This window comes from Paracoccus sp. (in: a-proteobacteria), from assembly GCF_030538495.1.
In the GTDB taxonomy this organism is placed as follows: Bacteria; Pseudomonadota; Alphaproteobacteria; order Rhodobacterales; family Rhodobacteraceae; genus Paracoccus.
Genome location: NZ_JAUNTW010000003.1, coordinates 25,496 through 44,741, shown reverse-complemented (window position 1 = coordinate 44,741; position 19,246 = coordinate 25,496). Strand labels below are relative to the sequence as shown.

General features: G+C 61.5%; 19 protein-coding genes and 1 tRNA gene. 11 read left to right on the top strand and 9 right to left on the bottom strand.

Going from position 1 to position 19,246, the window contains the following annotated elements:
• Window positions 1-114: 114 nt before the first annotated feature.
• Complete coding sequence (locus tag Q4G20_RS03375) at window positions 115-636, bottom strand: DUF177 domain-containing protein (RefSeq protein ID WP_303341948.1); 522 nt, start codon at window positions 634-636, stop codon at window positions 115-117.
• Between the two features lie 110 nt (window positions 637-746).
• Here Q4G20_RS03375 and Q4G20_RS03370 point away from each other — a divergent pair, with 110 nt between their 5' ends.
• From Q4G20_RS03370 to Q4G20_RS03360, 3 genes are read left to right on the top strand one after another with little or no spacing between them, the layout of a single operon-like run.
• Window positions 747-1,196: an outer membrane protein assembly factor BamE gene (locus Q4G20_RS03370; RefSeq protein WP_303341947.1), complete on the top strand. Its 450-nt coding sequence runs from the start codon at window positions 747-749 to the stop codon at window positions 1,194-1,196.
• The gene (locus tag Q4G20_RS03365) at window positions 1,193-1,918 is read left to right on the top strand and encodes an SseB family protein (RefSeq protein WP_303341946.1); all 726 of its coding nucleotides are present in this window, start codon (window positions 1,193-1,195) and stop codon (window positions 1,916-1,918) included. The genes Q4G20_RS03370 and Q4G20_RS03365 overlap by 4 nt, the downstream gene beginning before the upstream one ends.
• Window positions 1,919-1,954: 36 nt before the next feature.
• Window positions 1,955-2,647 carry a phosphatidylcholine/phosphatidylserine synthase gene (locus tag Q4G20_RS03360; RefSeq protein WP_303341945.1) on the top strand — a complete coding sequence of 231 codons (693 nt, stop codon included), beginning with the start codon at window positions 1,955-1,957 and terminating at the stop codon, window positions 2,645-2,647.
• A gap of 45 nt (window positions 2,648-2,692) precedes the next feature.
• On the opposite strand, the gene Q4G20_RS03355 is transcribed toward Q4G20_RS03360, so the two are convergent.
• Complete coding sequence (locus Q4G20_RS03355) at window positions 2,693-4,237, bottom strand: sodium:alanine symporter family protein (RefSeq protein WP_303341944.1); 1,545 nt, start codon at window positions 4,235-4,237, stop codon at window positions 2,693-2,695.
• Window positions 4,238-4,260: 23 nt separating this feature from the next.
• A complete protein-coding gene (locus Q4G20_RS03350) occupies window positions 4,261-4,695 on the bottom strand; it encodes a universal stress protein (RefSeq protein ID WP_303341943.1) in 435 nt (144 codons plus the stop codon).
• 335 nt (window positions 4,696-5,030) lie between these two features.
• Here Q4G20_RS03350 and Q4G20_RS03345 point away from each other — a divergent pair, with 335 nt between their 5' ends.
• The 7 genes from Q4G20_RS03345 (at window position 5,031) to Q4G20_RS03315 (ending at window position 13,217) form a co-directional block, all read left to right on the top strand.
• Window positions 5,031-6,590 carry a 2-isopropylmalate synthase gene (locus Q4G20_RS03345; RefSeq protein ID WP_303341942.1) on the top strand — a complete coding sequence of 520 codons (1,560 nt, stop codon included), beginning with the start codon at window positions 5,031-5,033 and terminating at the stop codon, window positions 6,588-6,590.
• Between the two features lie 185 nt (window positions 6,591-6,775).
• Entirely contained in the window at window positions 6,776-7,810 is a 1,035-nt protein-coding gene (locus Q4G20_RS03340) for a rod shape-determining protein (protein ID WP_303341941.1), read from the top strand.
• A gap of 6 nt (window positions 7,811-7,816) precedes the next feature.
• Window positions 7,817-8,704 carry a rod shape-determining protein MreC gene (mreC, locus tag Q4G20_RS03335; protein ID WP_303341940.1) on the top strand — a complete coding sequence of 296 codons (888 nt, stop codon included), beginning with the start codon at window positions 7,817-7,819 and terminating at the stop codon, window positions 8,702-8,704.
• Window positions 8,701-9,225 (top strand): rod shape-determining protein MreD, encoded by a 525-nt coding sequence (locus Q4G20_RS03330; protein ID WP_303341939.1) that lies wholly within the window; start codon window positions 8,701-8,703, stop codon window positions 9,223-9,225. Before mreC ends, Q4G20_RS03330 begins: the two co-directional genes overlap by 4 nt.
• 10 nt (window positions 9,226-9,235) lie before the next feature.
• Entirely contained in the window at window positions 9,236-11,182 is a 1,947-nt protein-coding gene (gene mrdA / locus Q4G20_RS03325; RefSeq protein ID WP_303341938.1) for a penicillin-binding protein 2, read from the top strand.
• Window positions 11,182-12,321: a rod shape-determining protein RodA gene (gene rodA, locus Q4G20_RS03320; protein ID WP_303341937.1), complete on the top strand. Its 1,140-nt coding sequence runs from the start codon at window positions 11,182-11,184 to the stop codon at window positions 12,319-12,321. The genes mrdA and rodA overlap by 1 nt, the downstream gene beginning before the upstream one ends.
• Window positions 12,318-13,217, top strand: a complete 900-nt coding sequence (locus tag Q4G20_RS03315; protein WP_303341936.1) for an NAD(P)-dependent oxidoreductase — start codon at window positions 12,318-12,320, stop codon at window positions 13,215-13,217. Before rodA ends, Q4G20_RS03315 begins: the two co-directional genes overlap by 4 nt.
• Here the strand turns inward: Q4G20_RS03315 and Q4G20_RS03310 are convergent.
• The 4 genes from Q4G20_RS03310 to folK form a co-directional block, all read right to left on the bottom strand.
• The gene (locus Q4G20_RS03310; RefSeq protein ID WP_303341935.1) at window positions 13,211-13,891 is read right to left on the bottom strand and encodes a DUF2062 domain-containing protein; all 681 of its coding nucleotides are present in this window, start codon (window positions 13,889-13,891) and stop codon (window positions 13,211-13,213) included. The two genes, Q4G20_RS03315 and Q4G20_RS03310, sit on opposite strands and share 7 nt — an antisense overlap.
• Before the next feature lie 38 nt (window positions 13,892-13,929).
• Window positions 13,930-16,044: a bifunctional (p)ppGpp synthetase/guanosine-3',5'-bis(diphosphate) 3'-pyrophosphohydrolase gene (locus tag Q4G20_RS03305; RefSeq protein ID WP_303341934.1), complete on the bottom strand. Its 2,115-nt coding sequence runs from the start codon at window positions 16,042-16,044 to the stop codon at window positions 13,930-13,932.
• A gap of 32 nt (window positions 16,045-16,076) precedes the next feature.
• Complete coding sequence (rpoZ, locus tag Q4G20_RS03300) at window positions 16,077-16,430, bottom strand: DNA-directed RNA polymerase subunit omega (protein ID WP_303341933.1); 354 nt, start codon at window positions 16,428-16,430, stop codon at window positions 16,077-16,079.
• 69 nt (window positions 16,431-16,499) lie between these two features.
• Window positions 16,500-17,084: a 2-amino-4-hydroxy-6-hydroxymethyldihydropteridine diphosphokinase gene (gene folK / locus Q4G20_RS03295; protein ID WP_303341932.1), complete on the bottom strand. Its 585-nt coding sequence runs from the start codon at window positions 17,082-17,084 to the stop codon at window positions 16,500-16,502.
• 95 nt (window positions 17,085-17,179) lie between these two features.
• Here folK and Q4G20_RS03290 point away from each other — a divergent pair, with 95 nt between their 5' ends.
• Window positions 17,180-17,743: an NYN domain-containing protein gene (locus Q4G20_RS03290; protein WP_303342144.1), complete on the top strand. Its 564-nt coding sequence runs from the start codon at window positions 17,180-17,182 to the stop codon at window positions 17,741-17,743.
• A 68-nt stretch (window positions 17,744-17,811) separates the two neighbouring features.
• On the opposite strand, the gene Q4G20_RS03285 is transcribed toward Q4G20_RS03290, so the two are convergent.
• A tRNA-Leu gene (locus Q4G20_RS03285) sits at window positions 17,812-17,883 on the bottom strand.
• A gap of 351 nt (window positions 17,884-18,234) precedes the next feature.
• Window positions 18,235-19,158 (bottom strand): arginase, encoded by a 924-nt coding sequence (rocF, locus tag Q4G20_RS03280; RefSeq protein WP_303341931.1) that lies wholly within the window; start codon window positions 19,156-19,158, stop codon window positions 18,235-18,237.
• Between the last annotated feature and the right edge of the window lie 88 nt (window positions 19,159-19,246).

The window sequence follows — 19,246 nt, the reverse complement described above, 5'->3', positions numbered from 1 at the left end:
TCTGGTTCGTCTTTGCGCGTCTGCCCCTGCGATACGGCGGCAAACGCGAGCTGACAAGCAAAATATACCGAAAATTGCGCCAGTTTTATGACAGCCGCCCTGTGAACCGGCGCGTCAGCTGTCGCGGTTCAGCAATTTGTCCAGACCCGCAAAGGGGCGGCGGGTGTCGCCTGATTCGGGTTCCGGGTCGGGCTGGTCCAGCTCGGCACCATCCACGCGCGGATATTGGGGCAGGGACAGGGCCAGCGATTCCGTCATAATGGCGGTCAGGTCGATGAACGAACCCAGCGGTTCCAGCGTTTCGTCGCCCATTTCGACCTCATCCCCGTCGGGCGTGGTGGCGTGGGGCGAAAAATGCAGGTCCACGGCGTCGTCAATGTCGGATTTTACCGGGCGCAGGGTCACAACGCAGGCTTGCGTCACGCGGGCGCGCAGGGTGGCGCGCAGATGCCAGCCGTCGCGACCTTCGGCCCGGATATCGCCGGTAAAGTCCAGCCGCGTGACCGCATCAATGCCCAGATCCTGTGCGATTTCAGCGCGCAGCGCGCCATCGGGGCGCAGGGCAAACGGGGTCGGCGCGTTCGGGTTCAGATGCGCCACGCGCAGGCGGACGGGATGCTGTTCAGATGCGGTCATGGGGCCATTATCATTCAGGTGGGGCGCAGGTGATTGATATTCTTGAGCGCGCGCCCCGATTTTGCTAGGCAAGGTCAGCCGCGTCAACCGCCCGAATGAAAGAGGCCCCGATGAATCCCCTTCGCCACCTGATGATTCTGGCCCTGCTTGCCGTTTTCGGCGTTGCCGCCTGCGCGCCGGTGTTTCGCAATCACGGCTATGTCCCGCCCGATATTGATCTGGCGCAGGTCGTTCCGGGGCAAACCACGGCGGACCAACTGCCTGAATTGATTGGGCGACCTTCGGCGCAAGGGCTGTTGACCGGGTCGGGCTGGTATTATGTCGGGTCTCGCTGGCGGCATTATGGCGCGCAGCAGCCGCAGGAAATTGACCGCCAGGTCGTGGCGATTTCGTTTGCCGAAAATGGCGTTGTGACGAATGTCGAACGCTTTGGGTTGGAACGCGGCCGCGTGATTACTCTGTCGCGCCGCGTGACCGAAGGCGGCGTGCAGCAGATTTCGCTGATCGCGCAACTGATGCGCAATGTCGGCAATGTCACCGCCGGTCAGATCATTGAATGAGCGCGCTTGACGATCTGGCCGTTCAGCCGTTCCACGATGCCGATGCGCCGCAGCGCGCGCGGATGCTGTCGCGGCTGGCGGATACCGAATTATTTGTCGCGCTGACGGCGGAGCCGGTGGATGACCGGATGACGCTGCGCATGTTCCCGCTGGACACCGGCGCGGTCGCGCTTGCCTGTGACGGCGAAGATCGTCTGGCCGATTTCTTTGGCGCGGCGGTTGCCTATGTCGCGATGCCGGGGCGGGCCGTGGCGGCGTTGCTGCGCGATCAGGGGGCGGGGTTGTTGGTTAATCCCGGCCTGCCGTCCGAAATGCTGCTGGATGCGGGGATGCTGGACTGGCTGACCGGCGTGTTAGCGGCGGCACCGCAGGCGGATCAGGCGCGGCTGGCGCTGACCGCGCCGCGTGATGGGACGGTTGACGATCTGGCGCAGCCTTTGGCCGAACGGCTGGGCGATATGCGCGGGCTGATTTCCGGCGCGGCCTTGGCGGGCGTGCAGGGGGGCGGGCATGTGCTGATCCTGACCGGCGCGGAACCTGACCACCAGCCCACAATCGCCAAAGCACTGGCCGAGGCTTTGGCCTTTCTGCCCGATCAGCCCGGCGGCGTGGATGTCAGTTTTGCCGACGCACTGCCCGGCAACGCGCTGCAATTCGATCTGACGCCGCCCGAACGCCCCGCGCCGCCGCCGCGCGTCAAGGGGCCGCCCATTCTGCGATAGGTTGCGAAACCGCCCGTAACCTGCCAAAACGCGGCGATGCAAATTCGTCATAAAGCCCTGTCCGTCCATCTGCTGACCGCCACTGGCGCGGTTCTGTCCATGCTGTCCATGCTGGCCGCTGTCGAAGAACAATGGTCGCTGATGTTCCTGTGGCTGGTCGTTGCGTTCGTCGTGGACGGCATCGACGGCCCGCTGGCCCGCCGGTATGAGGTGACCAAGAACTGGCCATCCTATGACGGCGTTCTGATGGATTTGATCATTGATTACCTGACCTATGTGTTCATCCCGGCCTTTGCGCTGTTCAAATCGGGGCTGTTGACCGGCTGGACGGGGTGGTTCGCGATCATCGCTATCGTGTTCGGCAGCGTGGTGTATTTCGCCGATACCCGCATGAAAACCAAAGATAATTCCTTTGCGGGCTTTCCGGCCTGCTGGAATATGGTGGTGCTGGTGCTGTTCGCGGTGCAACCGCATTGGGCGGTGTCGCTGGTCATCGTCACTGCGCTGAGCGTCGCGATGTTCACGAATATCAAATTCATTCACCCGGTCCGCACGGAACGCTGGCGTCTGGTGTCTCTGCCCATGGCCGTGGCGTGGGTGTTGTTCGCGGGCTGGGCCGCATGGGTGGATTTCCACCCCGGCAGTTGGGCGATCTGGGGCTTGATCGTCACGTCCGCATGGCTGTTGCTGGCCGGGGCCGCGCAGCAACTGATCCCACAGCGGACATAAAAAAGGGGCGGTTGCCCGCCCCCTGAAACCCCGATCCGGTTGGGATCAGTGTTTGTATGTCTTGATCTCACCCGATTTCAGACGGGCGAGGAAGCTGTTCATTTCCGCCCGCACCACCGGCATCAGCAGATACAGACCGATGATGTTCACCACAGCCATCGAGAAAATGGCCGAGTCGGTGAAGTCCAGCACCGCGCCCAGACTGGCCGCGCCGCCGATGACGCAGAAGAAACAGAACACGACCTTAAAGATGTTTTCTTTGGCCTGACCTTCGCCCACCAGATAGGTGAAGGATTTCAGGCCGTAATAGCTCCACGCAAGGGTTGTCGAAAACCCGAACAGGATCACGGCGACCGTCAGCACATAGGGGAACCACGGCGACACGGTGGCATAGGCATCCGAGGTCAGCGCCACGCCCTGATTGCCGGTCACGGTCTGAATGTGACGGCCCGATTCGTTCAGCAGGAACAGCCCGGTTTCGGGATCCGTCACCAACTGGCCGGTGATGATGATGACCAAAGCGGTCATGGTGCAGATGATCACGGTGTCGATGAACGGTTCCAGCAGCGACACGAAACCTTCGGTCACGGGTTCCTTGGTGCGCACGGCCGAATGGGCGATTGCCGCCGAACCGACGCCCGCTTCGTTCGAAAAGGCCGCGCGGCGGAAACCTTGGATCAGCGCGCCGATGGCCCCGCCGACCGCGCCGTCAACGGTAAAGGCGCCGGTGATGATCTGGTTAAACGCGGTGCCGACCATGTTCCAGTTCATGAAAATAATCGTCAGCGCGCCGCCGACATACAGAACCGCCATGAACGGCACGACCTTTTCGGTCACGCTGGCGATAGATTTGATCCCGCCGACGATGACCAGCCCAATGGCGATTGCGGTAATCGCGCCGGTGATCCAGCCGGGGAAGTCACCCATGACGTTGATCAACTGGCCATGCGTCTGGTTGGTGCCAAACATCGCCACGCCGAAACAGCCCAAGATGCAAAACACGGCAAAGGCTGCGGCCAGCACTCTGCCGCCCGGAATCCCGCGTTCGGCAAAGCCTTTGCTGATGTAATACATCGGGCCGCCCGACACGGTGCCATCGGCATATTCGTTGCGGTATTTCACGCCCAGCGTGCATTCGGTGAATTTCGCGGCCATGCCCAGCAGGCCCGCAACAATCATCCAGAACGTCGCGCCCGGTCCGCCGATGCCGATGGCCACGGCGACGCCCGCGATGTTGCCCAGGCCCACGGTCCCCGACAGCGCGGTGGCAAGGGCTTGAAAATGGCTGACCTCACCCGCGTCTTTGGGGTTGGAATAATCGCCGCGCACCAGACGGATGGCCAGACCGAATGCGCGGAACTGGACAAAGCCGAAATACAGCGTGAACACGGTCGCGCCGATCACCAGCCACGCCACGATCCACGGAAAGTTGGTGCCGGGAAAGTCCGAAAAGATCAGCCCGACATAGGGGCCGGTGACCTTCGCAAAGAATGTGTCGATTTTCTGATCCAGCCCCTGCGCCGCGGCGTGTGACGCGGTTATGACGGCTGTAACCGCTGCCAACAGCAGCGATTGCATCATGCGGTTCATGGTGTTTCCCCCCTCAGGAAAAATTACGGAACGATAACAACGGGGACGGGCGCAACCTGCGCCAGCGTGCCAGCCACCGATCCGAAGAAACGGTTCGCAAAGGCGGAATGACCCGTGCGCCCGATAAAGATCATGGATGCGTTTTCCTCGGTCGCGATGTCGACCAGGGTTTCCGCGATATTGCCGTATTTCAGCACGGTTGTGACCGGCACACCGGCGGCGCGGATTTTTTCAACCATCGGGTCCAGAACGGCGGTCTTTGCGCGCTCCAGTTCCTGCGCGCGGCGGGCATGGCGTTCGGCCAGTTCGCTCTGCGTCAGAAAGCTGTAGGGCGACCATTCCAGCACATGCGCAATCAGGATGCTGTCGCCCTGCGCCTTGGCGCGTTCGATGGCAAAATCCAACGTCCGTTGCGCGCTTTCGCTGCCGTCAAAGCCGACCAGAAATTTCCGGGGCATGTTTTCCTCCATCCCAGTAGTAAAATATTAATACGTCTGTCTTATAGAATCCGCCTAGCACGAAACATCGCGCGAAATTGAAAAGCATGATTCATCCGACTTTTGCGCGGCTTTGGTCATTTTTGTGCTTTTCAACCGCGCCCCAAGACGGCATATTTCGCGACATGACACGGATGCACGCCCTTGCCACAGCTTTTGACGCGCGGATTTGCGCGAATCGCGCTGTGATTCTTCGTGGTCTGCCCCTGCTTACGCTGGGCTGAGCGGGCTTCCGGGCTGCCGCTCAGTCAGGACAGCGCCCGGACCCCCTGACATTTCAGACGAAAGCAACGGACATGACCGATAAGAACCGCGTTATTATTTTTGACACCACCTTGCGCGACGGCGAACAATCCCCCGGCGCCACCATGAGCCATGACGAAAAGCTGGAAATCGCATCCATGCTGGACGAAATGGGCGTTGACGTGATCGAGGCTGGCTTTCCCATTGCGTCCGAAGGCGACTTTGCCGCCGTATCCGACATTGCCCGCCAGTCGCAAAACGCCGTCATCTGCGGCCTTGCCCGCGCGCAACTGCCCGATATCGACCGCTGCTGGGAGGCGGTAAAGCACGCCCGCCGCCCCCGCATCCACACCTTCATCGGCACCTCGCCGCTGCATCGCGCGATTCCCAATCTGGACATGGACCAGATGGCCGAACGCATCCACCAGACCGTCACCCATGCCCGCAATCTGTGCGACAATGTGCAATGGTCGCCCATGGACGCCACGCGGACCGAACATGATTATCTGTGCCGCGTCGTGGACATCGCGATCAAGGCGGGCGCGACCACGATCAACATTCCCGACACCGTGGGTTACACCGCGCCGAACGAATCGGCGGAACTGATCCAGATGTTGCTGGAACGGGTGCCGGGCGCGGATGACATTATCTTTGCCACGCATTGCCATAACGATCTGGGGCTGGCGACGGCGAACGCCTTGGCCGCGGTGCAGGCGGGCGCGCGTCAGGTGGAATGCACCATCAACGGTCTGGGCGAACGCGCCGGGAATACGGCCTTGGAAGAGGTCGTGATGGCGATGCGCACCCGCAACGACATCATGCCGTTTTCGACCGGAATTGACACGACGAAGATCATCGGCATCAGCCGCCGCGTGGCGCAGGTGTCGGGTTTCCCGGTGCAATTCAACAAGGCGATTGTCGGCAAAAACGCGTTCCTGCATGAATCCGGCATCCATCAGGACGGCGTGCTGAAAAACGTCGAAACCTTTGAAATCATGCGCCCCGCCGATATTGGCCTCACGGACAACAACATCGCGATGGGCAAACATTCGGGCCGCGCGGCGCTGCGGGCCAAATTGGCCGAGCTGGGCTTTGACGACATCGGCGACAACCAGTTGAAGGATATCTTTGTCCGCTTCAAAGCCCTTGCCGACCGCAAGAAAGAGGTGTTCGACGACGACATTCTGGCGCTGATGCAGGATCAGGCCGCCAACACCGATCACGATCATTTGCAGGTGAAGGCTCTGCGCGTCATCTGCGGCACGGGTGAAGTGTCCTGCGACCTGACCATGATCGTGGACGGTGTGGAAAAATCAGCCACGACCACGGGCGACGGGCCGGTGGATGCGTGCTTCAGCGCGGTGAAGGAAATTTTCCCGCACAATGCGCGGCTGAAGGTGTATCAGGTGGGCGCCGTCACCGCCGGCACCGACGCGCAGGCCACCGTTTCGGTCCGGATGGAGGAAGACGGCCGCATCGTCACCGGCCAATCCGCCGACACCGACACCATTCTGGCCAGCGTCAAAGCCTATGTCGGCGCGCTGAACCGTCTGATCCTGCGCCGCGACCGCGTGGGCAAGGACAGCAAGGAAATCAGCATGTATTCCGCCTGAACCATCTGGGGCCGGGCAACCGGCCCCGCCGCGCAAAAACCCGCCCGCCTGTAAAACTTAACGTAACGGGGCTTTTCCGGCGGGGGCAGGGCTTTTATACGGTGCCAGCCCGACAGGCGATTCGGGCGGTCCTGCGGGATATATGATAAACGGGCAGCCGGGCGAACCGGCGAAAGGACAGTGGTATGGCATTCTTTGGTTTGTTTTCGACCGATATCGCAATCGACCTGGGGACGGCCAACACCCTGATCTATGTCAAGGGCAAAGGCATCATCCTGAACGAACCGTCGGTCGTGGCGTATCACGTCAAAGACGGCAAACGTCAGGTGCTGGCCGTGGGCGAAGACGCGAAACTGATGCTGGGTCGCACCCCCGGCAGCATCGAGGCGATCCGCCCCATGCGCGAAGGCGTCATTGCCGATTTCGACAGCGCCGAACAGATGATCAAACACTTCATCAAAAAAGTGTTCAAACGCACGACCTTTTCCAAACCGAAAATCATTGTCTGCGTTCCGCATGGCGCGACTCCGGTTGAAAAACGCGCGATCCGTCAGTCGGTTCTGTCGGCAGGCGCGCGCAAGGCGGGCCTGATTGCCGAACCCATCGCCGCCGCGATTGGCGCAGGTATGCCCATCACCGAACCCACCGGCAGCATGGTGGTGGACATCGGCGGCGGCACGACCGAGGTTGCGGTTCTGTCGCTGGGCGACGTGGTTTATGCGCGTTCGGTTCGCATCGGCGGCGACCGCATGGACGAAGCGATCATCAACTATCTTCGGCGCAATCAGAACCTGTTGATCGGGGAATCGACCGCCGAACGCATCAAAACCAGCATCGGCACTGCGCGGATGCCCGATGACGGGCGCGGCGCCACGCTGATGGTGCGCGGGCGCGACCTGCTGAACGGCGTGCCGAAGGAAATCGAAATCAGTCAGGCCATGGTGGCCGAGGCGCTGCACGAACCCATGCAGGCCATTTGCGAAGCCGTGATGGTCGCGCTTGAGGCGACACCGCCCGATCTGGCCGCCGACATTGTGGATCGCGGCGTCATGCTGACCGGGGGCGGTGCGATGCTGGGCGAATTGGATCTGGCGCTGCGTGAACAGACCGGGCTGTCGATCAGTCTGGCCGATCAGCCGATGAACTGCGTGGCGCTTGGCACCGGCAAGGCTCTGGAATTTGAAAAGCAATTGCGCCACGTCATCGACTACGAAAGCTAAGGCCCGATGGCACGCAAGGGGCCAGATTTCGCAACCCCCATCCGTCGGGTTCTGATTGCATTAATGGCGCTGGCTCTGCTGGCGCTGTTTCTGTTCTGGCGCATTGACAGCCCGCGCGCGGAACAGATGCGCATGGCGATCATCGACCGCATCGTGCCGCGTTTTGAATGGGCATTAGTCCCGGTCACGAAAACGGTCGAAATGGTGGCGGGTTTTCAAAGCTATGCCCGGATTTACGAACAGAATCAGGAACTTCGCCGCGAATTGCAACGGATGAGCGCCTGGAAAGAGGCCGCCGTGCAGTTGGAACAGGAAAATTCCAAACTGCTGGCGCAAAATCAGGTGCGCATTGATCCGGCGCTTACCAGCGTGACCGGGGTGGTGATGGTGGACAGCGGTTCGGCCTTTCGCCAATCGGTGCTGCTGAATGTCGGCGCGCAGGACGGCATTATCGAGGGCTGGGCCACCATGGACGGGCTGGGGCTGGTCGGGCGCATTTCCGGCGTGGGGCAACGGACCAGCCGGGTGGTGCTGCTGACCGATCCGTCATCGCGGATTCCGGTGGCGGTGCAGCCCTCGGGCGAACGCGCGCTGCTGACCGGTGACAACACCGCGCTGCCGCTGCTGGATTTCATCGAAATGCCCGACAATGTGCGTCCGGGCGACCGGGTGGTGACGTCGGGGGATGGCGGGCTGTTTCCGCCGGGGATGCTGGTCGGGCAGGTCGCGCAGGCCACCGATGGCCGGATGCGTCTGCGCATGGCCGCCGATTACGACCGGCTGGAGTTTCTGCGCGTCCTGCGGTCCCACCCCGCCGAGGCCGTTGTGGACAGCGACGCGATCATTCTGGACAGCCGCGCCTTTGGTCCGCAATTGCCGGTCGCCGCGCCATGAACGGGACGCCGACCCGCACGGTTCTGATCGGATCGGCGCTGTTTCTGGCCTGTTATGGCGTGATCCTGTTTCTGCGGCTGCTGCCTTTGTCGGGCGGGCCGGTGATCTGGCCCGGACCCGATACCGGGCTGGCGCTGATCTTTGCCTGGGTGCTGCGCCGCCCCGATCAACTGCCCGCCGCCGTCATCGTGCTGGCCGTGGTGATTGAAGATATTCTGCTGCTGCGTCCCTTGGGCATTTGGGCGTTGTTCACCCTGCTGGCGGCGGAATCCGCACGTCTGCGTGAACATCGTTGGCGCGATCAGTCATTCATGATTGAATGGCTGCGGGTTGCGATTTTGATGGCCGGTATGGTCGTCGGTTATCGCGTGGTGTTGTTCGTGTTCATGGTGCCGCTGCCCGCATTGGGGCCGGTTTTGCTGAATTATCTGGCGACGGTCGCCGCCTATCCGGTGGTGGTGTTCGTGGCCCGTTGGCTGATTGGTCTGCGTCGCGCATCGCAGGCCGAATCGGGATGGTAAGGGTCGGGCGATGAAAAAATCCGAACGCGAGGTGTTGGACAGCAACCGCCAGATCACTCGGCGCGGGTTGATGCTGATTGGCGTGCAATTGACCGTGGTGGGCGCGCTGTCGATGAAAATGCGGTCGATGCAATTGGATCAGGCCGAACAATACCGGATGCTGTCGGACGGCAATTCGATCAAAATTCGCCTGCTGCCCCCGGCGCGCGGCCTGATTCTGGACCGCAACGGCATCATCATCGCCAGCAATGAACAGAACTATCGCGTGACCCTGACCCGCGAAGAAGCCGGCGGCGATGTCGAGGCGGTGCTGCGCCGCCTGTCCCAGATCGTGCCGATGTCGGACGCCCGCATCGACGAATTGCTGCATGAATTCAAAATCCGCAGCGCGATCACGCCGATCATTCTGGCCGACCGCCTGTCATGGGATGATTTCAGCGCGATTGCCGTGAACAGCCCGTCGCTGCCCGGCGTCACCCCGGAATCGGGGCTGTCGCGCGTCTATCCGCGCCGGGGCGATTTTGCGCATGTCATGGGCTATGTCGGGCCGGTCAGCGATTACGACCTGTCGCGCATCGACGAACCCGACCCCGTGCTGATGCTGCCCGATTTCCAACTGGGCAAAGTCGGGGTCGAGGCGCGGATGGAACAAACCCTGCGCGGCAAAGCGGGCGCCCGCCGGGTCGAGGTGAACAGCACCGGCCGCGAAATGCGCGAACTGTCCCGGCAAGAGGGCGAACAGGGGTCATCCGTGCAACTGACCGTGGATGCGGGGTTGCAAAACTATGCCGAACAGCGGCTGGGCGACGAAAGCGCCGCCGCTGTTGTGATGGATTGCGTCACCGGCGAACTGACCGCGATTTGTTCATCGCCCACCTTTGACCCGAATATGTTTGTGCGCGGCATTTCCGTGGCGAATTATCGCGCGCTGATGGATCACGACCACCGGCCTCTGGCCGACAAAACGGTGCAGGGGGTGTATCCGCCGGGGTCTACGTTCAAAATGGTGACGCTGATGGCGGGGCTTGAGGCGGGTGTCATCAACGCCGGAACCCGCTATTTCTGCCCCGGCTATACCGAACTGGGCGGGCGACGTTTCCATTGTTGGAGCCGCGGCGGGCATGGGTCCGTGGACGCGATCAAGTCATTGGAAGAAAGCTGCGACGTTTATTATTACGAACTGGCGCAGCGGGTGGGCATTGACCGCATCGCCGCCATGGCGCGCAAGCTGGGGCTGGGCGTGCGCCACGACCTGCCCATGTCCGCCGTCGCCGAAGGCATTGCCCCCGACCGCGATTGGAAAATGAACCGCCACGGCACCGCGTGGCAAATCGGCGACAGTCTGAACGCGTCCATTGGGCAGGGCTATGTTCTGGCCTCGCCGCTGCAATTGGCGGTGATGACGGCGCGGATTGCGTCGGGCCGCGCGGTTGAACCGCAACTGGTGCGCGCCGTGGACGGAGTGCGGCGCGATTTTCCCGAATATGCGCCCCTGGACATCAGCGCGTCCACCCTGCGCATCGCGCGTCAGGGGATGGACGCCGTCATGAACGCCGCGCGCGGCACCGCCCGCCGGTCCCGCATCATCCGCGATGATTGGCGCATGGCGGGCAAAACCGGCACCAGTCAGGTGCGCAACATCACCGCCGCCGAACGCGCGCGCGGCGTGATTTCAAACGCGCAACTGCCGTGGAACCGGCGCGATCACGCGTTGTTCGTGTGTTACGCCCCCTATGACAAGCCGCGCTATGCCGTGTCGTTGGTGGTGGAACATGGCGGGGGCGGATCGACCGCCGCCGCGCCGCTGGCGCGCGATATTTTGCTGTATGCGCTGAACAATGGCCTGCCGCCGCTGGACGCGGTGCCGTCCGATCAACGCGCCGCCATGCAGGAACGCCACGACGCGATGCAGTTTTACGCCCCCGAACAGCCCCGCACAGGACGGACGCGCGTGTAATGTCCTATCTTGATTACAAAGTGTCGCAGGTGCCAACCGGCATCCGCAAGATCCTGTATCTGAACTGGCCGCTGGTGTTTCTGATTACGGCGGTGTCCTGCATCGGGTTTTTGATGCTGACATCGGTTGCCGGTGGCCGGGTCGAGACATGGGCGCAACCCCAGATGTATCGCTTTGCCGTGGGCATGGTGATCATGATGCTGCTGGCCTTTGTGCCGATGTGGTTCTGGCGCGGAATCTCGGTCGCGGCCTATGTGGTGTGTTTCCTGATGCTGGTGGGGGTCGAACTGTTCGGCACCATCGGTATGGGCGCGCAACGCTGGATCGACATTGGCCCGCTGCGGTTGCAACCCTCGGAATTGATGAAGATTTCGCTGGTCCTGCTGCTGGCCGCTTATTACGACTGGCTGGATATTGGCAAGGTGTCGCGGCCTCTATGGGTGATTGTGCCGGTGGTGCTGATCCTGCTGCCGACGGGGTTGGTGCTGATCCAGCCTGATCTGGGAACCTCGATCATGCTGGTGGCCGGGGGGGCGATTGTGATGTTCGCCGCCGGGGTGTCGCTGTGGTATTTCGGCGCGGTGATCGGCATGGGGGTGGGGCTGGTTGCAGCGGTGATGAACAGCCGTGGCACCGATTGGCAACTGCTGAAGGATTACCAATTCCGCCGCATCGACACCTTTCTGGACCCGACCGCCGACCCTCTGGGTGCGGGATACAACATCATTCAAAGCCAGATTGCCCTGGGTTCCGGCGGCTGGTCCGGGCGCGGCTTTATGCAGGGGACGCAATCGCGGCTGAACTTTCTGCCCGAAAAGCACACCGATTTTATCTTTACCGTCTTGGCCGAAGAATTTGGCTTTGTCGGCGCATCGTCCCTGTTGATCCTGTATATGCTGATCGTGGGCTTCTGCCTCTATTCGGCGTTAACCAATCGTGACCGCTTCGCCAGCCTGATCACCATTGGCATCAGCGGCACGTTTTTCTTGTATTTCGCGATCAATATGGCAACGGTGATGGGGATGCTGCCGGCCAAAGGGTCACCGCTGCCGCTGGTCAGCTATGGGGGGACGTCGCTGATGATCTTGCTGTTGGGGTTTGGGCTGGTGCAGTCCGCGCATGTCCACAGGCCACGATGAAGGTCCGGTTCAGCGCAGCCGGATGGGACGACTGGGCGCCGCATCTGCGCGCGGCCTGCCCGGAAATGGACCTGCACCAAACCGGCGATCCGGCCAGCTTCGACGCGATCATCTATGCCCCCAGCGGCGATATTACGGATTTCGCGCCCTATACCCGCGCGCGTCTGGTTCAAAACCTGTGGGCGGGCGTGGAACGCATCGTCACGAATCCTACGCTGACGCAACCGCTGGCGCGCATGGTCGATCCGGGGCTGGCGCAGGGGATGGCGGAATATTGCACCGGCTGGGCGCTGCGCGCGCATCTGGGGATGGACAGCTACCCGCAGGATGGGGTGTGGCGCGACCACACGCCGCCTTTGGCCGCCGCGCGCCGGGTGGTGGTGCTGGGCATGGGCGAATTGGGGCAGGCGACGGCGCGGATGCTGGCGGGGGTGGGCTTTGACGTTGTCGGAGCCAACCGCTCGGGCCACCCCGTCCCCGGTTTTCCTACACACCCGTTAACCGATCTGAACGACCTGCTGCCCCGCACCGATCTTCTGATCACCCTGCTGCCCGCCACGCCGGACACGGAAAACCTGTTGGACGCGGCGCGTCTGGCCCTGCTTCCGGCAGGCGCGTGGATCATTAATCCCGGGCGCGGCACGCTGATGGATGAGGCCGCGTTAACCACGATGCTGGCGCAAAACCCAACCGCCCGCGCGGTGCTGGACGTGTTTCGGACCGAACCGCTGCCCGCCGATCATCCGTTCTGGACGCATCCGCAGATCACCGTCACACCCCATATCGCCGCCGCGACCCGCCCCGAAACGGCGGCGCTGACCGTCGCCGACAACCTGCGCCGCGCGATGTCAGGCCAGCCGATCCGTCACCTCGTGGACCGCGAACGGGGTTACTGATCCCCGGGCTTCTTCTGTGCCGAAATACTCCGGGGGTCCGGGGGCTGGCCCCCGGTCTTGCCCCCAGCCGCTACGCGTTTAATCCGATCCGCCATAATTTTCTGACGCCGCCGCTGATACGCCTTGAACGCCGGAACCGTCATATAATGAAACGCGACCGAGACCGGGATCCCGACGATCAACCCGCCAACCAAATACGGCAAAAACAGGTTCTGGAAAAACACCGCCAGCCGGTCCCATTGCGCGGTTTCCGGGCCGAACAGCGATGTTGCATTGTGCCACAGCTGCGCCGTCGCCCCTGAAAATTCATAGAAAATCATTTGCGGCGACAGATCGCCCGGCACGCCCAGCAGATACCGCCCCAGCCCGATCGACACGACCGCGATCAGCGGAAATGTCAGCGGGTTGCCCACGAATGTCCCTAATGCGGATGCGATGATGTTGCCGCGGATCACCCATGCCATCAACGCGCCCAGCAGAAAATGCAGTCCGAACAACGGGGTAAAGGACACATACACCCCGCAGGCAAAGCCGCGCGCGATGCGGTGCGGCTGATCCGGCAGGCGGCGCATGCGGTGCATCACATAGGTGCTGGCGCGGCCCCAGCCGCCTTTTGGATAAATCAGCGCCCCGGCCACCTGGCCCAGACTGCGGCGATTGCGACGTTTAAACACGGGTCCGTCCGTTGTGTCGCGGACCTCAGGCCCGCCGGTTAAGGTTTCAGCGCCGGGTCGCGGACCCGCGCCACTTGGGCGACATCGCCGTCAGCCTCTAACGCGGTCAACAGCTTATGCAAATGTTCGTAATCGCGCAATTCGACTTCGACCTCGATTCGGTAAAAGTCGGGCTTGCGGTCAATAAACTCGAGATTCGAGATATTCGCCCCCTGCGCCCCGATCAAGCCGCATATACGCCCCAACACCCCCGGATCGTGCCGGATCGTCATATTTAACACGGTGTTATAGGCGGGCGGGTGGCGCCCCTCGCGCCAGCGGAGGTCCACCCAGCGATCCAGATTGTCTTCGTATTCGGCCAGAACCGGGCAGTCGATGGCGTGGATCACCACCCCGCTGCCGCGATAGGTGATGCCCAATATCCGTTCTCCCGGCAGAGGGTTACAACACGGCGCGCGTTTGAAATTGGCATCCGCCTCAAGCCCGGCAAAGGGGCGGCGCATGTCGATTTCGTCGTGATGGTCACCCGCCTCGGGATAGAGCAGTTCCAGCACCTCTTTCGCAGAGTTTTCCGCGCTGCCGATGCGGGCCAGCAGATCGTCAGCATCCGCCATGCCCATTTGCCGCGCGGCGGTGCGCAGGGCGGCATCGCTGACCTTATGGCCCAGATGTTCGAAACTGACGCGCACCAATTCGCGGCCCAGACGGATAAAGCCGTCGCGGTCGGCCTCGCGCAGGCTGCGACGGATGGCGGATTTGGCGCGACCGGTGACGACGATATCCAGCCAGGTCGATTGCGGTTTCTGCCCCGATGCTGCAATGATTTCAACGGATTGCCCGTTTTTCAGCCGCGTCCATAACGGCACGCGGATGCCGTCCACCTTGGCGCCGACGCATGAATTGCCCAGCCGCGTATGAATGGCAAAGGCGAAATCCAACGGCGTGCCGCCTTTGGGCAGGGCGATCACCTCACCCTTGGGGGTGAAGCAGAACACCTGATCCTGATACATCTCAAGTTTGACATGTTCCAGAAAATCATTGTGATCTTCGCCGTCCAGCCGGTCGGTCAGGGACGCGATCCATTCCGCCGGGTCAATCGCAAAGGGGTTTTTCGCCAGCACCCCTTCGCGGTAAGCCCAATGCGCGGCGACGCCGGCTTCGTTCACTTCGTGCATCTGGCGGGTGCGGATTTGCACCTCAACCCGTTTGCCGTCGCGGCCCGAAACGGTGGTGTGGATCGACCGGTAACCGTTTGATTTTGGCTGGCTAATGTAATCTTTGAACCGCCCCGGCACGGCGCGCCAGCGTTGATGGATGACACCCAAAGCGCGGTAACAATCCGATTCCGACCGGGTGATGATGCGGAACCCGTAAATGTCGGACAGGCGGGAAAAGGCCAGTTGCTTTTCCTGCATTTTCCGCCAAACGGAAAAAGGTTTCTTGGCGCGGCCAAATACATCGGCCTCGATCCCGGCTTTTTCCAATTCGATGCGGATGTCGGCGGTGATTTTGCCAATAATATCACCACCATCCCGCTGCAAGTTCACAAACCGGCGGATGATCGAATTGCGCGCTTCGTGGTTCATGACCTTAAAGGCCAGATCCTCAAGTTCCTCACGCATCCACTGCATCCCCATGCGACCGGCAAGGGGGGCATAGATATCCATGGTTTCGCGGGCCTTTTTGACCTGCTTTTCCGGGCGCATGGACCGGATCGTGCGCATATTGTGCAGCCGGTCGGCCAGTTTGACCAAAATCACCCGCAAATCGCGCGACATGGCCATGAACAATTTGCGAAAGTTCTCGGCCTGTTTCGACTGGGTGCTGGACAGTTCCAGATTGGTTAATTTCGTGACGCCATCCACCAAATCCGCGATTTCCGCGCCGAACAGGTCCGCGATTTCGGATTTGGTCGATCCCGTATCTTCGACCGTGTCATGCAGCAGGGCGGTGATGATCGTGGCATCATCCAGCTGCATTTCGGTCAGAATCGCGGCAACGGCAATCGGATGGGTGAAATAGGGTTCGCCCGAATGGCGGGTTTGCCCCGCATGGGCCTGCATCCCGTAATCATAGGCGGCGCGGATCAGCCCCGCATTGCAGTGCGGGTTATAGTTCTTGACCAGCGCGATCAGGTCTTCGACGTCAATCATGTTATGCCGAAGACCCCTTGTTTATCTGTAACTTACCGCTGGCCAGCTTCCAGCATCATGCGCAGCATCCGTTCTTCGGATTCTTCGTCGGCCGGTTTCGGACGGTCGATTTCGGCACCCAACAGCAACGCCATTGCGTCATCTTCGGGTTCGTCCACCTCAATCTGGGTTTGGTTGTTTTCGATCATCCGTTCGCGCAGATCGTCAACGGCCTGCGTTTCCTCAGCGATTTCGCGCAGGGCAACGACGGCGTTTTTATCGTTGTCACGATCAACGGTCAGCGGGCTGCCCGACGCAATTTCGCGGGCACGGTGGGATGCAAGCATCACCAGATCAAAACGGTTCGGAACCTTATCTACGCAGTCTTCGACCGTGACGCGGGCCATGAATCACCTGTGTTATTGCGAATCGGTATTCGGGCGAAGGCAAATCATTGAACGCATCCGCCCGATTTGTCAAGAACAATCCCGCAGCGGCTCTATCCCGTCCAGCGAACCCGGCGGCAGATCGGCCAGCATCTGCGCCACGCTGCGCCCGGTGACCGGATGACGCCAATCGGGCGCAATATCGGCCAGAGGCGCCAGAACAAAGCCGCGATCCTGCATCCGCGGATGGGGCAGGATCAGGCGGTCGGGCGCGATCTGCGCCTGCTGGGCGGCGGGCAGGTTGACCCAATCGCGCTGTGTCGCCGCGTCTGGCAAGACCACATCATCAAAGGCAATCAAATCCAGATCCAGAACCCTTGACGCCCACCGGCCCGCGCTGCGATCGCGGCCCGCATCGGATTCGATCCCATGCAGCCGTGCTAAAAAATCGTCGGCGGAAAGCTGTGTTTTCAGAGCTATGGCGGCATTCACAAAATCAGGCCCGGCCCCCGCAGGATAGGCGGGTGTCCGCCAAAACCGGCTGATTGCGGTGATCGTCACGTCATTCGGGTCTTGCATGACGTGCAATGCTTGGCGCAGGGTTGCGGACAAGCTGGTCGCGCCAGATGCAAGGTTGCACCCCAGCGCAACAAGACCAAAAGACAGGTTACGCATGGTGCGATCCCTAAGATACAAAAAAAGCCAGATTGCGGCGTGCCGGTGTGGCTGCTGTCTCTGGTTGGATGATCCTTTCTGCAAAGGCAATAATGATGTTCTATAAAGACGATCGGCTTGCCATCTTTATTGATGGGGCCAATCTACATGCAGCGGCACGAGCGTTAGGCTTTGATATTGATTACAAGCTGTTGCGGCAGGAATTTGACCGTCGGGGCAAGCTGATGCGCGCCTATTATTATACCGCACTGATCGAGGGCGAAGACTATTCCCCCATCCGTCCGCTGGTCGACTGGCTGCATTATAACGGTTATTGCGTGGTGACCAAGGCCGCGCGCGAATACACCGATGCCATGGGCCGGCGTAAGGTCAAAGGCAATATGGACATCGAACTGGCCGTCACGGCCATGGAATTGGCGCCGCGTCTGGATCATGTCGTGTTGTTTTCCGGCGACGGCGATTTCCGCCCTCTGATCGAGGCGTTGCAGCGCCAGGGCGTGCGCGTGTCGGTGGTGTCCACCATCCGCAGCCAGCCGCCGATGATTTCGGACGATCTGCGCCGTCAGGCCGATAACTTCATCGAACTGGACGCGCTGCGTGACATTATCGGGCGCCCCCCGCGCGACCATCACGACCATCACGGTCACGACGACGAATAATCGCGGCGTGACGAAGCATGGCGAGAATGAAAAAATCCCCGGCCCGTGTGAACGGTGCCGGGTTTTTTTGGTGCGGACGGCGGGACTTGAACCCGCACTTCCATACGGAAAACAGATTTTCATACCACTTCGGCTTTCGCCGCCGCCGGATGGCGTTCGTGGTCTGGACTATCCCTTCGCCCTAGCCTTGGCCTTAGGCGCCGCCCGTCTAGTCTCTACACCTTCCCGTTTCCGGGCTTGGCTCGGGATTGGCACGGGTTCCCCCAGAGCTTTCCCCGAATTTGAGCGGTTCTGCATCGCCGGTTTCCCGGCAAGCACTCAACAATCTAAGTCTGCTGCGTCTACCGATTTCGCCACGTCCGCATTGCCGCGTGTTCTGCCACATTGTTTCCGGGGATGCGACAAGAAAATGACGTTGCGCGGGGGGTGAGGCCGGGGGCGCTTCGCACCCCGGACCCCCAGAGGATATTTAGGCACAGAAGATCGTGCGATCAGTTAAAGCTGCGGGTCGGGCGGTCAAACACTTTGCGGCCCATCAGGCTGCCGACCAGATCGACCATCAGTTTCGCCGTGCGGCCGCGTTCGTCCAGAAACGGGTTCAGTTCCACCAGATCAAGGCTGGTGACCAATTCTGATTCGTGCAGCAATTCCATGACCAGATGCGCTTCGCGGAACGTCGCGCCGCCGGGAACCGTGGTGCCAACGGCGGGGGCGATTGAGGGGTCGAGAAAGTCCACATCCAGCGACACATGCAGCATTCCGTTCGCCGCGCGCACCCGGTCAAGGAAATCGCGCAGGGGGGCGACGATGCCCTGTTCGTCCAGCACGCGCATGTCGTTGACGGTAATGTCGGTTTCTTGCATTGCGGCATGTTCCGCCGGGTCCACGCTGCGAATCCCGAACATGCAGATGTTTTCGCCGGGGATCGGCGCGGGGAAGGGCGGGAACGGGTCAAAGCCCGCGCGGCCATTGGCATAGGCCATCGGCGTGCCGTGCAGATTGCCCGATGTGGTCGTTTCGACCGTGTGGAAATCGCTGTGCGCGTCCAGCCAGATCACGAATTGCGGCCGGCCGATGCGCGCGGCATGGGCAGCAACGCCCGACAGCGTTCCCATGGCCATGGAATGATCGCCGCCCATGATGATGGGCATTCCGTCCGGCAGGGCTGATTCGGTCGCCGCGTGCAGGGCGCGGGTCCATTGGATCGTTTCGGGCAGGTGATGCACCGCCGGATTGGCGCAGGTTTCCTGGCCGGGCGCGTCGGGCGTGACATCGCCGCGATCATCGACCGAATGGCCCAATGCCGCCAGCGTTCCCGCCAGCCCCGCCGTGCGATAGGCCGCTGGTCCCATCAGACAGCCGGGGCGACGTTGGCCTTCGTCCACGGGGGCGCCGATCAGGATGCAGTGGGTCATGTCGTTCCTCTGGGTTGTGATGCGCCCATAAGGCCCCATCACGCGGCAAAGGTCCAGTGCCGCGCGGGTCGTTTTGCGTCAGGGCGTA

Bases quoted from the DNA above. Each gene is read 5' to 3' on its own strand.
- Q4G20_RS03375 (WP_303341948.1), bottom strand. From the start codon at position 636: ATGACCGCATCTGAACAGCATCCCGTCCGCCTGCGCGTGGCGCATCTG.
- Q4G20_RS03370 (WP_303341947.1), top strand. From the start codon at position 747: ATGAATCCCCTTCGCCACCTGATGATTCTGGCCCTGCTTGCCGTTTTC.
- Q4G20_RS03365 (WP_303341946.1), top strand. From the start codon at position 1,193: ATGAGCGCGCTTGACGATCTGGCCGTTCAGCCGTTCCACGATGCCGAT.
- Q4G20_RS03360 (WP_303341945.1), top strand. From the start codon at position 1,955: ATGCAAATTCGTCATAAAGCCCTGTCCGTCCATCTGCTGACCGCCACT.
- Q4G20_RS03355 (WP_303341944.1), bottom strand. From the start codon at position 4,237: ATGAACCGCATGATGCAATCGCTGCTGTTGGCAGCGGTTACAGCCGTC.
- Q4G20_RS03350 (WP_303341943.1), bottom strand. From the start codon at position 4,695: ATGCCCCGGAAATTTCTGGTCGGCTTTGACGGCAGCGAAAGCGCGCAA.
- Q4G20_RS03345 (WP_303341942.1), top strand. From the start codon at position 5,031: ATGACCGATAAGAACCGCGTTATTATTTTTGACACCACCTTGCGCGAC.
- Q4G20_RS03340 (WP_303341941.1), top strand. From the start codon at position 6,776: ATGGCATTCTTTGGTTTGTTTTCGACCGATATCGCAATCGACCTGGGG.
- mreC (WP_303341940.1), top strand. From the start codon at position 7,817: ATGGCACGCAAGGGGCCAGATTTCGCAACCCCCATCCGTCGGGTTCTG.
- Q4G20_RS03330 (WP_303341939.1), top strand. From the start codon at position 8,701: ATGAACGGGACGCCGACCCGCACGGTTCTGATCGGATCGGCGCTGTTT.
- mrdA (WP_303341938.1), top strand. From the start codon at position 9,236: ATGAAAAAATCCGAACGCGAGGTGTTGGACAGCAACCGCCAGATCACT.
- rodA (WP_303341937.1), top strand. From the start codon at position 11,182: ATGTCCTATCTTGATTACAAAGTGTCGCAGGTGCCAACCGGCATCCGC.
- Q4G20_RS03315 (WP_303341936.1), top strand. From the start codon at position 12,318: ATGAAGGTCCGGTTCAGCGCAGCCGGATGGGACGACTGGGCGCCGCAT.
- Q4G20_RS03305 (WP_303341934.1), bottom strand. From the start codon at position 16,044: ATGATTGACGTCGAAGACCTGATCGCGCTGGTCAAGAACTATAACCCG.
- rpoZ (WP_303341933.1), bottom strand. From the start codon at position 16,430: ATGGCCCGCGTCACGGTCGAAGACTGCGTAGATAAGGTTCCGAACCGT.
- folK (WP_303341932.1), bottom strand. From the start codon at position 17,084: ATGCGTAACCTGTCTTTTGGTCTTGTTGCGCTGGGGTGCAACCTTGCA.
- Q4G20_RS03290 (WP_303342144.1), top strand. From the start codon at position 17,180: ATGTTCTATAAAGACGATCGGCTTGCCATCTTTATTGATGGGGCCAAT.
- rocF (WP_303341931.1), bottom strand. From the start codon at position 19,158: ATGACCCACTGCATCCTGATCGGCGCCCCCGTGGACGAAGGCCAACGT.